Below are 15,389 nucleotides of genomic sequence, written 5' to 3'. Positions count from 1 at the left end.
ATGGTTTTTATTGCTAGATTTCAAACAAAAAAGCTTTTGCTTTTTATTGCTTTCAAGTACCCCCAGGGGAATTCGAATCCCCGTTACCTCCGTGAAAGGGAGGTGTCCTAGGCCTCTAGACGATGGGGGCATTGGACTCAGACCTTTTATAAGTTAACCAATTTCCTTGCCGTTGTCAACAGGTTTTGCCAAAAAAAGTTTCTGGCAGCTAAACTGGGTGGAAGCAAAAGCTTAAAGAGGATACAAAGATATGGATACAGATAAAAAGTCCGTAGATGCTTCTGCGGTCAGCCGCAGGGTGCGTCAGCATTGGGCGCTGGGAATTTCGGGGTATACACATATCTAAAAAACGCTGAAGATAGCAAGGAACAAAGGGTATGATGTTGTACTTTGTAGAGTTAATATCTACGGTTTTTTACAAGAGATTTTGAAATAAATCGCTCAAAATCTACAACATGGAAGCATCTTTTGAAATCACCATACAGATGGCGATCGCTGTCTTTGCAGGCATTAGTGCCCAAGTGCTGGCTGCATACCTTCGTGTACCCAGCATCGTCTTGTTATTGCTGTTGGGCATTTTGTTTGGCTCCGATGGCATAGGGCTTTTGCATCCCCATTCGCTAGGCACTGGACTGGAAGTTATAGTCGCCCTAGCAACGGCAATCATTTTGTTTGAAGGCGGACTTAACTTGGATCTGCGTGAGTTAGGTAGAGTTTCAGTCAGCCTACAATTGCTCGTCACTCAAGGAACGCTGATCACATTGCTTGGTGGGAGTATGGCTGCTCACTGGCTGGGTGAATTTCCCTGGAACATAGCTTTTCTTTATGCTTCCATAGTCGTGGTGACAGGCCCAACCGTCGTTGGCCCATTGCTCAAACAAATCAATGTAGATCGACAAGTGGCCACACTTTTGGAAGGAGAAGGGGTTTTAATTGACCCTGTAGGGGCTATCCTCGCCTTCGTTGTCCTCGATACGATTTTGAACGGCGATGCTGACCCGATCAATGCGATCGTCGGTTTACTTATACGCCTGGGTGTGGGAGCAGCAATTGGTGGTGCTGGCGGTTATCTGATGAGTTTGATTTTCAAACGCGCCAGTTTTCTGTCATTTGAGCTAAAAAACTTAGTGGTGTTGGCGATACTTTGGAGCTTGTTTACCTTATCGCAGATGATCCGCAGTGAATCGGGAGTCATGACAACAGTAGTTGCAGGAGCAGTTTTTGCTAACTCCTCAGTCCCGGAAGAACGTCTGTTACGCAGCTTTAAAGGTCAGCTGACAATCCTCAGCGTTTCGGTGCTATTTATCTTATTAGCTGCTGACCTATCCATTGCCAGTGTGTTTGCTTTGGGTTGGGGCAGTTTATTCACCGTTTTGGTACTAATGTTCGTCGTTCGCCCGATTAATATCCTCTTGTGTACCTGGAACAGTGACCTAAACTGGCGACAGAAACTGTTTTTAAGCTGGGTTGCTCCGAGAGGAATTGTTGCCGCCTCTGTAGCTTCTTTTTTTGCGATTTCGTTGACACAGCGAGGCATTAACGGCGGTGATTCCATCAAAGCTTTAGTTTTCCTCACAATTATCATGACTGTTGTGTGCCAAGGGCTAACAGCTGGCTGGGTTGCCAAATGGCTGCAAATCACCTCCAAGGACGTAACTGGGGCAGTGATTGTGGGTTGTAATCCCTTAAGTCTTGTGATTGCTCGTTTCTTTCAAGAACGGGGAGAAAACGTGGTGATGATTGATACTGACCCCGAATGTCTTGTGCAAGCCGAGGCGCAAAATCTCCGGGTTATTGCCAGCAGTGCGCTGGATGCTGCTGTTTTGGAAGAGGCAGGACTTGGCTCTATAGGTACTTTTTTGGCTATGACAAGTAATGGTGAGGTGAATTTTGTTTTGGCTCAAAGAGCAGCTGAAGAGTTTAAACCCCCGCGCGTCTTAGCTGTTTTTCCCCGCGATCCGCAAGCGAGTACCTCGGCTAGTAATAAAGTTAATCAAGCTTTTATTCCAGACTTAGCGATTAAAACTTGGAATGAATATTTGAATGATGGGCGAGTTAAGTTGGGGACAACTACGCTAGATGAGTTGGAGTTTTCGACTCAATGCGATCGCATCCAAGAAAAGATTCGGACTGGGGTTTTGATACCGCTGTTGGTAGAACGAGCTGAACGCTTACAAGTAATGCCAGCGAACCAAGATTGGGAAATTGGCGATCGGATTATTTATCTGTTACATGACCCCAGACCTAGCCTTTTAAAACGTTTATCTGGTGCCACCCAATCCACTCCTCTCTCTCTAGAAAAGTTACCAGAGGTTGAAGACCTATCCCTCGCCCAATTATCTCAACTTTCTACTAGTGAGGCTTCTGGAGGATGAGGGGGATGGGGCAGAGGAGCAGAGGAGCAGGGCAGCAGAGGAGCAGGGCAGCAGGGGAGAAATTCCTAACTCTTGACTCTTTATTAGCCTTGGGAAGGAATAAATTCGCTTTCTAGTTTTGCCGCTTCTTGATACATTTGCCATTCCTGCCAGAGTAAAGCAGACAAATGTACTATGGCGAGAATTAGCGTCGCTACCGAAATCAGATAACTGTGGATTGTGTAAAGGTGTTCGACGGTAATTGTGTTAATGGCTCCACCACCAGTTAGGATGTCGCGCAGTTGCCCACCAATCAAAGGAATGGCTTCGATGGTTCCTAGCTCAATGCTAAAACGCCAGTAACCTTCCTGAGTCCAATCTAAAATCATCGCTGTCCAATCCAGCCCGATCGCACTTAGGGTTAGCAAAATCACACTAATCCAAGCGGCCAGCCAACTCTTACGAAATTGCCGACCTAAAAACATCACCACAATTTGAATTAGAGCGATCGCAATTATCGCATTACCAGCAATATCATGCGCTCTCCAAAACAACCAACCGTATGGCAGTTGTGTATTAATCATCTTCAATGAGTTATAAGCTCCGCCTGCTGTCGGTTCATAGTAAAAAGACAGCAAAACTCCGGTAGAGATATAAATTAAACACAGAGTCAAAATCACGACTGATAATATCGTCGCTATTCGTCGCAAAATCTTATCGAACTGGGTGCTTTGCATGGCTCACCCCTCCTGTTCTTAACTAAGTATTTATTCTTATTACAATTTTAGCTAAGAAATTTTAATAAATTTTACTTTTCTTATATAAAAATAAAGTTTTTTAAATCAAATATTGCACCCAAGCTTTTAAGGGGTCTGGTGAGCCATACCAAATTCCAGGACTTCTGGGAGAATGCTTGACACCTTCAATCACCAGATTTTCCGCTCCCTCCAAATGAGCAGCTTCAATGGGCGTAATGCCATCTCCCCAAGTGTTACCCTTACCACAGGTTAATTGGTAACTACTGTAAGCTAACCAACTACCAGGCCGCCTTTTTCCAAAGATAGTTTTGCCAGCCACACAAACGTAACGAACGTTTTTGTAAAACGCTCCTGGGTAGTTATTGGTGACAAAATCTAGATTGGAACGTGTCCAGCGTTCTTGGCTAATATGGGGTGTACCCAAGGTGATGAAAGTAGCAACCAAGGGATGCCCTTGCCAGAGAAATGGTTTGACATCACCGCGTGCTAAATAGGGCTTTTCTCCCATGTAAATGCGGGATATCCAACCTCCGGCTGAGTGACCAATTAAGTTAATTTGAGTAGCATTATGTTGACGTAATATATGCTTGATCGTGTAATCGAGTTGTTGCAGAATCAGGGTTACGGGTCTTACTCCCAGAGTGGGGAGCCAGTCACGCCGTCGCAGTGGCACTGTAACCGTGGGAAAATCTAAGTTTTGTAGGGATTGTTCTAGTTGGCGATAAGCGATCGCACTTTCTAGATATCCAGGCAAAATAACTGTCGGTAAGGGCATTTGAAATTTTGGATGCAATATTGAGGGTTTAAACTTTTTTGATGAAGAAGTAGTCATATTCAGGAACTAGAATTGCGATCGTCTGACTCACTCCTTGGAGAAAAAACCAATAGCTTTGGTGGGATTTAGCGCTAGAATGTCAAGAAAATTGTACAATTTGCAACAGTTTGAGAAGCTACCGATGTGGTAATATTTTCAAATAAGGGCCAATCCTAGATAAGCACGTGTGTCATCTGTTACAGAAGTGTCGTTGACGAAAAACAGTTGAAAAAATAAGGCAACTTCGGCAGATGTTTTGATGTATTCAAACTTGTGCGTTTACTTAAACTTTATAAAACTCCCAGATATTAATTTTAATTGTGTGCGTCATAACAATAAAAAATCAAAAGTAGTAATTTTTCAAATATCTCTTTAGCAAGCTCGAATTTTGAAGATATGATACAGCGTCATTAAATTAATTAAAAACTTGAATAAATGGCAATTTTGGCGTTTTGATTGCCAACTGAGGAAGTTATTATTTCCTTATGAGGAACGCATCTCTTGCAAGATATTGCAATATCGAAAAGAGAAAATCGCTAGTAAACTGCAACTGAGTGAGTGAACGATAACAGCTATGTCTTACGTCTCCCTGCTGAAAAATATACCAGAAATTTTAAGCCAGCCAATTGGGATAGCAGCTATAGCCTCCCTTGGTATCCACGGTGCGATCGCTATGATCGTACCATTGATGCCGATGGAGTCTAACAAGCCCAAAGAAACAGCATCATCCAAGACAGTCGGACTTTTGGAATTGAGCCAAGCCGACCAAAACCGTTTGCCGCAAAGCACAAGCACACCCCAAATTGGTTTACAACAATTACCTCCAGTCGCCCCACTTGCTGCTCCAAACTTTAGCGTCCAACCGGGATTAACCCCATTAGCGCCATCACCATCCAGTCAGCTGGTATTACCTCCGCTACCGGCATCATCGAATAACTATAGAGTCTCTTCCTTGCCTACAAGGCAGTCTTTGCGGATGATTCCTAGTGATAATTTGCGGTTTGACGCGTCTAAATTTGATAGTTCTAAATTTAATACCAGTACCAGATTCTCTCGACCAGTTCCTCGTGTGAATGTGAATGAGAGCGTCGCCAAATACGAGTCACCTAAGCCGCTGGCTGTAAATAGGTTGCCAGAATTGCAGTCGCAGCAAATACCTGCTGATATTCTGCGGAATGCCCAGCCCCCAATCTTATCTGACAGTACACCCGTTGCAACAGCACAGGTAAATACGACTTCGCAACCAATTCCTAATGCGTCGTCTACAATTGCTCAAAACCCGCTGATAAATTCTTTAAAACAAGCTCCAAGGAATGGGGATACTTTAATTGGAACTAGGGGAAGCACGCTACAAACAGCAGATTTATCGGCGAAGGGAACTCAACAGGCAATTGCACAGCTAGACTCCTACGCCAACCTGAGAAAGGAAGTCCAGCAACAATACCCCAACGCTGAACAAAAACCAGTCATCCGCCAAACATTATCCACGAATAAGTCAAATCTTGAAGGTGCTGTTTTGGGTGTATTGGTTGTAGATCCTGATGGTAAGGTATTAGATATCAAATTTCAAGACAAGTTAATTTCCCCGGAATTGCAATTAAAAGCAAGGCAATACTTCAACAAGCAATCCCCCAAGGGCGATAAACAGATTAGTTCCTATCCATTCAACCTACGTTTCCAAAACAGCACGAGCAATCTTACTGGGACTACTCAAGAGCAAAACCCGTCGTCATTATCTGCACCGGGAATCAATAACAATCAGATTACTCCCTCACCAGCAGCTACTTTTAAACCATTACCTAATTTACAAATCAGAAATAACCCGCCTACGTCCTCACCAACAGGTACTCTCAAACCATTAACTGCACCAGCAGCTACTCCCAAACCATTATCTGAACTGCAAATTAAAAATAACCAGCCTACGCCTTCATCGGCAGCTACTACTTCTGAACCGTTATTGTTGCCGAAAATCAATCAGGGCCAGTCTACATCTGCTGCTGAATCGGATAAAAAATTAGTAGAACGGTTGCGCGAAGTCAAGGAAAACAGACAAAAGTCTAATCCAGAAAAATAATCACCTGCTGATGATTTTGGATTCAGGTAAGGGTAATTTATCTAGACGCATTCGCAGTGTCTGATAAACAAGCGGCTACTCTGCGAGTTCTTAATTGGAGTACCCGCAGGTTATTGTCCTTACCTGAAAATCATTCTTTTCGACTATTGTTTGATAAGTCCTGTTTAAAATACAATCCGTTTGGGTTAAAGGTTATTGGTGTAGTTTCAAGACGCGATAAATCGCGTCTCTACATCATGGTTTTGGGTTTAAAATATTCTTTTTAGTAGTTGACGAATTAGCGATCGCTAGTTCGTCATCCATAATATTTAACTTAGAAGTTCGTTAAAAGGTTCCAAGAAGGAAATGCACTGAGGGATTTCCAATAAATAAATTCTCCTATGTTGTGGGATGAGCGTCTAGCTGGCTATTAACTAAAGATAGATAAACGCTCACCCTACAAAAACTAGACGGTATAGCTACTTTACCAGCCTTGTTCTGCATTTTGAAAAACGTAATCAGCTACCTCTAAAATCTCCTCAGGACTTAACTTACTTTTAAAGGCAGGCATGGCATTTTTACCATTTTGCACTTGGTGGATAATCGCCTGGATTGAGTCTTGATTGTAATTTTCTAGGTACTTTGACAATGCTTCCTTTTTCAAGGTTTTCTGGCTGATAAGGATGTTACCGCCACCTATATGGCAAGAAGCGCAGTTAGCCTCGAAAATTTTAGCACCGTTGGATGTTTCGGCAGCTAGTGCTGGACTAATGAATGTGAATTTGAATAGGGCGATCGCCGACAGTAGAATTAATAAAAGTATTCTCAACAGAATTTCCTCGCAACAAGCCTCCAGCAAGAGTATAAACGCGATTAATCCCTGATTAAGTCAAATTTGATCAAAATTGGCGGTAACGAGTTCACTCCTTGATCGCTACAGATTGTTTAGCATCTTAGGGAAGGATAGAACTAGTTACCGCCATCTGTGTATTTTGTGCGTCACTCTAGGAGTGTGGCGTGTTGCTATGAGCTAATTTCACTGAGTAATCTCTTGTGTGAAACGCTGGTGTTTCTAGCCTTGGACAGTAATTGTACCAACCATGCCAGCACCACGGTGAGGTTCACAGTAGAAGGTGTAGTCACCAGCAGGTGCGTCTGCTGCAAAGGTGGTTGTTTCCTTTTGACCAGGACTCATGAGCAACTTCTTGTGAGACAGAGATTTAGCTAAATCGGCGCTCTTAGTGGGGTTTTTGGCAGCATCAAACACAACATTATGGGGAGGAACTTTATTGTTCACCCATTCAATAGTGTCACCTGGTTTAATTGTCAACTTTTTCGGTTCAAATGCCAGCATTCCTTTATCGCTACCCAATTTCACCTTGTAGGTTTCAGCTGAAGCACTGGGAGTAAAAACAGCAAAGCTGCTAACAACTAAAAGGATTGTCAACACAGCTAAACTAAGGCGTCGCCAGCTTGCCGAAATTAATTTCATAGCTCTCTCCTAACAAACAATTTTTTTCCCTTTCTCATTTTAAATAAAATCAACACCAAAGTATGACAATCTGTCATAGATCCATTTTTTTTTTAATAATGGAGAGCAATTTATTGCAAAAAGCTGTCCAATCAGTAGTAAATGGGGAATAGGTAATGGGGAATAAGGAATGGGGAATGGGGACTAAATTCTTCCCAATGCCCTATTCCCAATGCCCAATGCCCTATTCCCAATGACTTAGTTCCGGGATTTAGTAATAGATTTTTCCGCCTCCCCACTTAGTACCAACGATTTTGGGTTGTAAGAGAATATGACCGGCGATCGCCTCCAAATCATCATCCGTCAGATTTCGCACTGCTGTGAAAATATCTGCGCTTTTGAGACTGGGGTGTATTTCGGAAATCTCTTCTTCTCCGTCGTAAGTAGTGGGATTTTTCAGGTAATCTACTAAACCTTCAATGTTGTTACGGTTAGGTGTTGCCAGTGCCAAGTCGTCTGGAGTGAGTCCCACGTTTTGGTTTGTCTTGGTAACTCCACCAGCATGACATTGGGCGCAAGCGTAATTAAATAAGCGTTTGCCTTCTTTGACTTGTTTAAGGCTGAGTACAACGGTATCACCCTGAGTATTTAATGGCACTGTTCGGGTAGCTTCGTCTAGTTCCACTGCTGTCGCGCTACCGACAATCAACTGAAACGAGAGTAAAACAGTAGCCACAACAACGCCAATTAGTTTTATAAACATGTTTCCCCTTAAAGATTTTGACGCTCAACACAGCTAAGAACGCGATTCTCAATCTCCAAGCTGCTAATTGCTAATGATTCATTGTTTTTTATCATTAGCTATCAGTTATTAGCCAAAGTTCTGAGATAACCCTTCAGGTGACTTCGTGATCACCCACCAAGTCGTTAGTACCATTGGGGCGTATTTCAGATGATATTTGGGAAATAATTGCCTTTGCATCTTCTAACGCCAAACGGGTCTTTTGGTGTTTGTAGGCGATTCCCAGTTGGTTGCACAGAGAAAACACTTGTTCTACAGGAATACTGTAGTCGGCTGCTATCTCTGCGATCGATAGGTCTGCAAAACCCATAATGCTTGTTTACTGATAGATAGAGATTGAGTCGCTGTAATACCAATATCACGTTAGGAGTGCAATTTGTTGCCCAAAATACTGTTTGAGGAATGGGGCATGGGGCATAGGGCATGGAGAATGGGTTCTGGGGTCTAAGGAATCGGGCATGGGGAACAGAGAGAGCAAAGGAGAATAATTAACGCCCAATGCCCTAATACCTATTAACCTTTTCCCCCGGTAAAGGTGACGCTTTGAATAAAGTAACGATTAAAAAAGGCATAAATACCTAAAGCTGGCAGGGTAAAGACCATAGAAGCCGCCATAATGTAATTCCAATAGCTGATGTATTGACCTTTGAAGGTGTTCAGCCCCAAAGGAAGGGTAAACATTTCTGGGTCAAATAGGATAACTATAGGCAGTAAAAAATTATTCCAACTCCCCATGAACACAAAAACTGCCTGTGCTGCTAGTGCTGGTTTTGCCAAAGGTAAGACAATATGTCGAAAAATTCCAAAGGTATTCAAGCCATCTAGTTGCGCTGCTTCTTCTAGTTCTTTAGGAAAATTAACGAAAAATTGCCGCATCATGAAGATAAAAGTGGCATTAACCATGCTAGGTACAATCATGCCTTGATAAGAATTCAGCCAGCCGATCGCTTTCAAAATCAAAAATGTGGGAATCAGGGTGATTTGCGTCGGTACTGCTAGTACTGCCAAAATTAGGAATAACCAAAAGTGCTTGCCCACAAAGCGCAGTCTTGCCAAGGCATAACCAGCCATTGAATTTAACAACAAGTTTAAAAGCGTAATGCTGACGGCGATCGCTATACTGTTGAACAACCAGCGCCAAAATAGCGGTTCTTGGAGAAAGATTTGCCTGTAGTTGTCAAGAGTAAAATTCTTGGGGAGAAAGTTGGGTTCACCACTGACAATCTCTGTTAGTGGCTTAAATGATGCTGAAAGTGCCCAGAGAAAGGGAATTAGGGTAATGATGGCATAAAGTGTCAGCAAGATGTACAACAGGGCTTTGAGCCAGGATAAGCCAGAGGTGTTAGTCAAATTCGTTCGCCTCCGAAAAGTCGCCGCTGAATCAAAGTGATGGCAATGATCACTGCTGTTAACAAAAATGCGATCGCAGCTGCATATCCCATTTGTAAATTCCGAAATACAGCTTGATAAATCAGCAGCACCACAGTTAAGGTAGCGTTGTTTGGTCCGCCAGTACCGCCAGAGAAGATGTAAGACTGGTCAAAAAGTTGAAAAGTCCCAATTACCCCCACTGTCGCCACAAAGAAGGTTACAGGCTTAAGCAAGGGAAGAGTAACGTGGATAAATTGCTGCCATCCATTTGCGCCATCAAGTTCCGCGGCCTCGTAAAGTGTTTGGGGTATATCTTGCAACGCAGCCAGATAAATCACCATAAAAAACGGCGCAGTTGACCAAATGTTCATGATCATAATTCCTTTGAGCGCAACTGCTGGATCGCCCAACCAGTTATAAGTAGGTAGCCCCACAAAGGCGAGAAAATCGTTTAGTAGCCCATCAGTGTTATAAATCCATATAAAGATGAGTGTCAGCACTGCTGAAGAAGTGACTGTTGGCAAAAAATAGAGGATGCGCCACCAGTTTTTACCGCAAATCCCAGAATTTAGAGTTACTGCCAGAATTAAAGCCAGAATAGTTTGAGTTGGCACAACAATGGCTACATATTCGGCTGTGTTTCTCAAAGCAATCCAAACCCTTTCATCTTCAGCTAATCGTGTGAAGTTGCGAAAACCAATGAATTCGTACTCAATACCGCCAAGAAGTTGGACTTTTTGCAAGGAAAGAAAAACGGCGTAGAGAATAGGTAAGACTACAAAAGTTCCCAAAACTAGAATTGTGGGCATCATGAACATATACCCAGCCAAGTCTTCGGTGATGTTCCATCTCGAGTTACTCCGCCGCCTGTTGATTTCAAACACTACTGAACCTCCGCTTAATCCCGCACTAATCCGACTGTTGCGATGGGTCGTGCATGATTATTTATCGTACTCCTGTACAAAAATATTTAGTCTCATCAAATGAGTCTCTACCTTTGGAAAGCGTAGATCGAAGCAGCAAGTCAAAAGACATCGCTTGTGTGAGTTAGCTGGATATGCAACTTAGGGAACTATATATTTAGTTTCCTTGAGATGCTAATTAACCCGATTCAAGTAATAGGACACAAAATGTCATATACAGCCTACTTACGTTCGATTAAAAATAAACTTCAGAGAACTGGTAAAACTCAAAAAAGCCTACGGGTCAAAACTATCATAGAACAGTTTGGCTATCAGCGTAGAAGTCAATCATTCATAGATGATTTTAATACTGCTCTTGATGAATTGGGACTTTGTGCAAATCCTCGGTTGGATTTGCATATTCCGTTAGATACAAAAATAGCTATTTCTCTTAAAGGTGTAAAACCAACAAATGAAGTTGCTGAGTCTCAATCAATTTCAGACAAACTAAAAGAGGCAATTTCAGTCAAACATGATTTTTTCTACTACTTGTTTGATTTTGGCTCTGAACAAGAATATGAACGATTTCAAGCATGTTTAGATTCTCACCAGCCAGTAGGTATCTTTTTGATTCCGCAAGTAGAAGATTTCTTCTGTGATATTGTTGTCAAAATATTTAATTATGAATTGATTAGAAAATATCAATATGGAGGGTACAATAGTATCCCTAAAGCTGCCACTAGGAAAATTCCTATAAATATTGCCTCAGATCGAGATTGTGAAGATGAACAAGAAAAGCCTATCTCTGATGCTAACATTTTTCAGTTTCATCGCTCAACTATGACCAGTATTATACTTGGTAACACTGGTTTAGAGTTGCTTGATTCTGAAAAATTCGACCAGCAGTTTGAACAGATATCCCTATATGGCAATAAATATAATTCTGAACAATTTTTTATTTTATTTCATTGTCCATCAGCATTAGAAATCCAAGCTCACCAACAAGAAGATGCTTTAGGATACTTGGTAGATAGAGTTGCTAGTAAAATTCCTTTTACTTTTACTCTTAGGTGTAAATATCCAAATGAAGCGTCTATTGAATATCAAGAGGAAGTGTACGCCCATTTCCGTCTATTACTGGAACTTCCATATTATGAAATAGAGGAAGATGATGTATCTTTACAAGATTACTTTGTCGAATTACAAAAAGCTCAAATACAGGCTGAATCACAGTTGCTATTAAAGATGAAAGCTGAACACTTTTACACTCTAAAATGGCAGCAGGAAAGTAAAGAATATATCTATCTTAAGTATTTTGCTATTAAAACTTTGGAAAGCCTAGGGTATGGATTGTCTAATATCGGCTGTGAAGTTGAGTTAACTTCTAGAGATGAAGAAACAATCGATGAAGATACATCAGATGATGAAGAGTACCAAAATGAAATCATAGAAGTCTATGTAGAAAATCAGGTAGTGGTTGAGATAGAAACTCTCAAATACCAAGAATTTCAGGATAACAATCTCTTTTTAGATTCAATTAAAAGAGTTTTGAGGAAATCAAAAGTATGGCCAAATAAACTAGAAAGTCTTTGGTTGGTAATTCCCGGTTTTGAGATAGCGCGCAACTATTACCAACTGAAAAAAGCTAAGGAAATATTAGAATATAAGTTTTCTGGATATTATGGCGATCGCTTCCAAGTTGTAATCATGGCTCCTGATTATGAAAAACACCAATTAGTTCCAGTATCCTTTGACTCTATCGACTATCCATCTTTTAATTATGGAGCTAAAAAACCTAGTTTAGTACAAGCATATCCAATTACTAACCGCGTCAAAGAATTTAAACTTGACTTTAGCCAAGTGCAAGGGCTGAATGAAGAAAAAGAGAAACTAACTAGACTCCTGAAGCTGCAATCTAAAGGATACAAGAGTTCAATTGGTGGAATTCTTTTCTATGGCTTACCAGGATGTGGTAAAACTTTACTAGCAAATGCCTTTGCTAATGAGTCTGGGAGATATTTCTTTAAGTTCTCTCCTGCCGATATTGTCAGTATTTGGATAGGGCAAAGTCAAAAGAATATTCGAGATATCTTTGCTCAAGCTAAGAAAAAAGCTCCTTCACTTTTATTCATTGATGAGTTAGACAGTATTGGGTTTAATCGCAATGAAGACAACGCACACACAGACCAAAAAGCGACCATTAACCAATTACTCATAGAACTAAATAATCTGCAAAATAGTGATGTAATTGTCATTGCTGCTACTAATTATTTGAGTGGTATTGATAGTGCTTTGAAGCGTTCTGGTAGATTAGATTGGAAGATTCCTGTTTTCCCGCCCGATCAAATAGAGAGAAAAAATTTATTCCAATACTATTTGTCAAGAATTGATATTAATCAGCTAGTAAACTTTGAAATTCTGGCAGATAAAAGTGGGAGATTTACTTCATCAGATATTGAGTTGGTTTGCCGGGAAGTTAAAAATGCTATTCTTCTAGAAGAAATAAATTCGTCTTTAACAACTTCAGACGTGATTACTTACATCAATAATCTACAAGATGGTGGTTTAAGTCTTAATGAAGGACAAGTTAAGGAATTTTTAGAAGAGTGTCAGAGAATGAGTGTAAAGAATCCTAAGTTAGAAACTCTGAAATTAGAATGGGGATTGTATTAGCAATAGGCTGAGAAAAATGGCGATCGCTACTTTTGGCAGTTTGGGAAAATAATTTTAGGAAGACTCTCCTAACTGCCATTTCTCGCTAATTGACCCAGACACTTCAACACACTCAAAACTGTATACAATTCATTACCTGGATTGAAAATGTAGAACAAGCGAGATAATATATATTTTGGTGTTTCTTGTTTAATTAATTTAACAAAAAGAAAACTACTGCCATTAGAGATTAGTCCATATACTGGTTTATCCGAGTTAGAACTTGCCAGCATATAAGCTAGCATCTGTGGTTTGCCCACCTCAACGGAAAAAGCTGCTTGTTTGGACTCTATAACTACTACTACTAGCTGTTCAAACAAAACTAAGATATCAATCTGCCCTTTGATTTTTACGCCTTCATCAACAGCCGAAACTTCTACAGATTTTTCTGATTTAACATGAAACGGAGATAGATAAAAGTCTGCTAAATCCAACAAGGGAGATAACAGCACCATCTTGACAGTGTTTTCCAGCAGGGGAGGGTACTTGAGCAAATTAGCATAACTTGCCTTAACTCGGTCAAGCTGTTGTTTTTGAGAGTTAGTGATTTCTGGTAAGTTATCTTGCCACTCTCTAAAAAATTGCTCATCCTCAACCAATTGGAGTCCAAACCAGACCTTGACTTTGCTAGCAAAGCAGAGTCGTACAGAATCTGGAAGATTGATTCGAGACCTAATTTTTTACAATAATAGGTCAATTGATTTTCTTCAAGAGATTTATCAAGGCTATGGCAATAGACAGCTTGTTTTTGAGTTAAAGAACGTCAAGTCAATCGAGCGTGAACACATTAACCAACTTAATAGATATCTTGATTCTGGTCTTGGTAAGTTTGGTAGAGGTAAGAAAGATTACTTACTCCATCGTCTTAATTTGCTGATTAGCTTCATTCTGTGCCTTCAGCATCGCTTGCTTTAATGGTTGTTGTCCCAATAAGGCGCTGACAAACTGGTTATCAAAATTATTGACGATCGCAGCTGGATACTGACCTACCTGCCAAGGTGTAGCATAATTAACTCCTGCCACTAATGGCGATCGCAACAGGTCTTGGTCATAACCCAAATTCTTTGCCACTGATTTACGTGTTGGCAAAGCAAACCCTGTTCCTGTCCACTTTTGCATTCCTTCTTTACCTGTGAGATAAGAAATCAACTCCCAGGCTTCGGCTTTGTGTTGTGCTTGCTTATTCATTACGTAGGCAACTGTAAACACCATCGTGCCTTTTTTGTCATTAATAGTAGGCACTGGTGCAGTACCAAACTCTAATTGCGGAAAGGTTTCAGTTAAATAGGGAATTGCCCAGTTACCTTCAATCACCATTGCCACTTTACTTTGACCAAACATTTCACTACCTGAATTTGTCCCTACATCAGATTTTTGGGCAGAGGAGCGGTCTTTTTGATACTGGTTTACTACCAACTCTAAACCCTGTAAACCTGGTGCACTCGCAAAATTAGCATAACCATTTTGATCAACAAGTTGTCCACCAAAGGCTTTAATTTTATAAGCTTGACGTGCTAATTCTGGAATTTCCCCAAAGCCATATTTGTTAAGTTTGCCTGTTAATTGTTGCGAGTAGTTACGTAATTCATCCCAAGTCGCTGGCGGATTACTCAAGCCTGCAAAGGCGAAGGCTTTTTTGTTATAAAACAAAGCAAGGGTAGAATAGTCTTTAGGAAGACCGTAAATCTGGTTCTGATATTTAAAACTGTTGAGTAGGGTATCCTCGAAGTCTACTAAGTCAAATTTGGGAGTGATATAACTATCTAACGGTTCCAGAACATTTTGACTCATCAAGAAAGGAGCTTCCAGTGCATCTAGATAAAAAACATCGGGTGCAGCTTCCCCAACTAAACGAGTTTTGATTACATCCATGTATTGGTCGGAAATTACCTCATATTTGACCTTAATAGTTGGATGTTGTGCTTCAAAGTCTTGCAGTACTTGTCTCAAGAGTTTTTGCTCAACGGGAGAACCTCCCCAACCACTAAGTTTGATGGTGACTGCGGTAGATGCTAACGGTTTGCTTGACAATTGTAGGCTTTGACAAGCAATAATAGCGATCGCGATCGCCATCACCAATGCCAAAAAATTAAATAATCCTTTATTGTTCACAAACAAATAATATTCTCTTTCCTGGCTTATACCTTGTGTT

The 15,389-nt window shown here is 41.0% G+C and carries 13 protein-coding genes and 1 tRNA gene; 3 read left to right on the top strand and 11 right to left on the bottom strand.

Translation table 11 applies throughout. The features are described 5' to 3' along the window. Positions 1-57: 57 nt before the first annotated feature. A tRNA-Glu gene (locus HWQ40_RS29475) sits at positions 58-130 on the bottom strand. A 325-nt stretch (positions 131-455) separates the two neighbouring features. Between HWQ40_RS29475 and HWQ40_RS29470 the strand changes: the two genes are divergently transcribed. Then, complete coding sequence (locus tag HWQ40_RS29470) at positions 456-2,375, top strand: cation:proton antiporter (protein ID WP_292785247.1); 1,920 nt, start codon at positions 456-458, stop codon at positions 2,373-2,375. Positions 2,376-2,458: 83 nt separating this feature from the next. On the opposite strand, the gene HWQ40_RS29465 is transcribed toward HWQ40_RS29470, so the two are convergent. Further along, on the bottom strand, positions 2,459-3,091 hold the full coding sequence (locus HWQ40_RS29465; RefSeq protein ID WP_292785245.1) for a cytochrome b N-terminal domain-containing protein: 633 nt from the start codon (positions 3,089-3,091) through the stop codon (positions 2,459-2,461). Positions 3,092-3,191: 100 nt separating this feature from the next. After that, positions 3,192-3,887, bottom strand: a complete 696-nt coding sequence (locus tag HWQ40_RS29460; protein WP_292785244.1) for a lipase — start codon at positions 3,885-3,887, stop codon at positions 3,192-3,194. Between the two features lie 613 nt (positions 3,888-4,500). On the opposite strand from HWQ40_RS29460, the gene HWQ40_RS29455 reads away from it, so the two are divergent. Next, positions 4,501-6,000: a hypothetical protein gene (locus HWQ40_RS29455; protein WP_292785242.1), complete on the top strand. Its 1,500-nt coding sequence runs from the start codon at positions 4,501-4,503 to the stop codon at positions 5,998-6,000. A gap of 463 nt (positions 6,001-6,463) precedes the next feature. Here HWQ40_RS29455 and petJ read toward each other — a convergent pair whose 3' ends face one another. The 6 genes from petJ to HWQ40_RS29425 all read right to left on the bottom strand — a co-directional run bounded on the left by petJ (position 6,464) and on the right by HWQ40_RS29425 (position 10,507). Next, positions 6,464-6,808, bottom strand: a complete 345-nt coding sequence (gene petJ, locus HWQ40_RS29450; RefSeq protein WP_292785240.1) for a cytochrome c6 PetJ — start codon at positions 6,806-6,808, stop codon at positions 6,464-6,466. A gap of 243 nt (positions 6,809-7,051) precedes the next feature. Then, complete coding sequence (gene petE / locus HWQ40_RS29445) at positions 7,052-7,471, bottom strand: plastocyanin (protein WP_292785238.1); 420 nt, start codon at positions 7,469-7,471, stop codon at positions 7,052-7,054. A 250-nt stretch (positions 7,472-7,721) separates the two neighbouring features. Next, positions 7,722-8,213: a photosystem II cytochrome c-550 gene (gene psbV, locus HWQ40_RS29440; RefSeq protein ID WP_292785236.1), complete on the bottom strand. Its 492-nt coding sequence runs from the start codon at positions 8,211-8,213 to the stop codon at positions 7,722-7,724. A gap of 133 nt (positions 8,214-8,346) precedes the next feature. Further along, positions 8,347-8,562: a hypothetical protein gene (locus HWQ40_RS29435; RefSeq protein ID WP_099100724.1), complete on the bottom strand. Its 216-nt coding sequence runs from the start codon at positions 8,560-8,562 to the stop codon at positions 8,347-8,349. Between the two features lie 203 nt (positions 8,563-8,765). Next, a complete protein-coding gene (locus HWQ40_RS29430; protein WP_292785235.1) occupies positions 8,766-9,602 on the bottom strand; it encodes a carbohydrate ABC transporter permease in 837 nt (278 codons plus the stop codon). Next, a complete protein-coding gene (locus HWQ40_RS29425; RefSeq protein ID WP_292785234.1) occupies positions 9,599-10,507 on the bottom strand; it encodes a carbohydrate ABC transporter permease in 909 nt (302 codons plus the stop codon). Before HWQ40_RS29425 ends, HWQ40_RS29430 begins: the two co-directional genes overlap by 4 nt. A 246-nt stretch (positions 10,508-10,753) precedes the next feature. Between HWQ40_RS29425 and HWQ40_RS29420 the strand changes: the two genes are divergently transcribed. After that, complete coding sequence (locus HWQ40_RS29420) at positions 10,754-13,198, top strand: ATP-binding protein (protein WP_292785232.1); 2,445 nt, start codon at positions 10,754-10,756, stop codon at positions 13,196-13,198. Between the two features lie 68 nt (positions 13,199-13,266). Here the strand turns inward: HWQ40_RS29420 and HWQ40_RS29415 are convergent, their stop codons facing one another. Both HWQ40_RS29415 and HWQ40_RS29410 read right to left on the bottom strand, forming a co-directional pair. Continuing rightward, positions 13,267-13,836: a restriction endonuclease subunit R gene (locus HWQ40_RS29415; RefSeq protein WP_292785230.1), complete on the bottom strand. Its 570-nt coding sequence runs from the start codon at positions 13,834-13,836 to the stop codon at positions 13,267-13,269. 253 nt (positions 13,837-14,089) lie between these two features. Then, the gene (locus HWQ40_RS29410) at positions 14,090-15,310 is read right to left on the bottom strand and encodes an ABC transporter substrate-binding protein (protein WP_292785519.1); all 1,221 of its coding nucleotides are present in this window, start codon (positions 15,308-15,310) and stop codon (positions 14,090-14,092) included. Between the last annotated feature and the right edge of the window lie 79 nt (positions 15,311-15,389).

The organism is Nostoc sp. NMS9 (assembly GCF_017114995.1).
Taxonomy (GTDB): domain Bacteria; phylum Cyanobacteriota; class Cyanobacteriia; order Cyanobacteriales; family Nostocaceae; genus Nostoc.
Note: the sequence above shows the minus strand (reverse complement) of the source record. Positions and strands in the feature narration are given on the sequence as shown.

Excerpts from the sequence above, each read along its gene's own strand:
- psbV (WP_292785236.1), bottom strand. The coding sequence starts at position 8,213 with ATGTTTATAAAACTAATTGGCGTTGTTGTGGCTACTGTTTTACTCTCG.
- HWQ40_RS29470 (WP_292785247.1), top strand. The coding sequence starts at position 456 with ATGGAAGCATCTTTTGAAATCACCATACAGATGGCGATCGCTGTCTTT.
- HWQ40_RS29460 (WP_292785244.1), bottom strand. The coding sequence starts at position 3,887 with ATGCCCTTACCGACAGTTATTTTGCCTGGATATCTAGAAAGTGCGATC.
- petE (WP_292785238.1), bottom strand. The coding sequence starts at position 7,471 with ATGAAATTAATTTCGGCAAGCTGGCGACGCCTTAGTTTAGCTGTGTTG.
- HWQ40_RS29435 (WP_099100724.1), bottom strand. The coding sequence starts at position 8,562 with ATGGGTTTTGCAGACCTATCGATCGCAGAGATAGCAGCCGACTACAGT.
- HWQ40_RS29420 (WP_292785232.1), top strand. The coding sequence starts at position 10,754 with ATGTCATATACAGCCTACTTACGTTCGATTAAAAATAAACTTCAGAGA.
- HWQ40_RS29455 (WP_292785242.1), top strand. The coding sequence starts at position 4,501 with ATGTCTTACGTCTCCCTGCTGAAAAATATACCAGAAATTTTAAGCCAG.
- HWQ40_RS29410 (WP_292785519.1), bottom strand. The coding sequence starts at position 15,310 with ATGGCGATCGCGATCGCTATTATTGCTTGTCAAAGCCTACAATTGTCA.
- HWQ40_RS29465 (WP_292785245.1), bottom strand. The coding sequence starts at position 3,091 with ATGCAAAGCACCCAGTTCGATAAGATTTTGCGACGAATAGCGACGATA.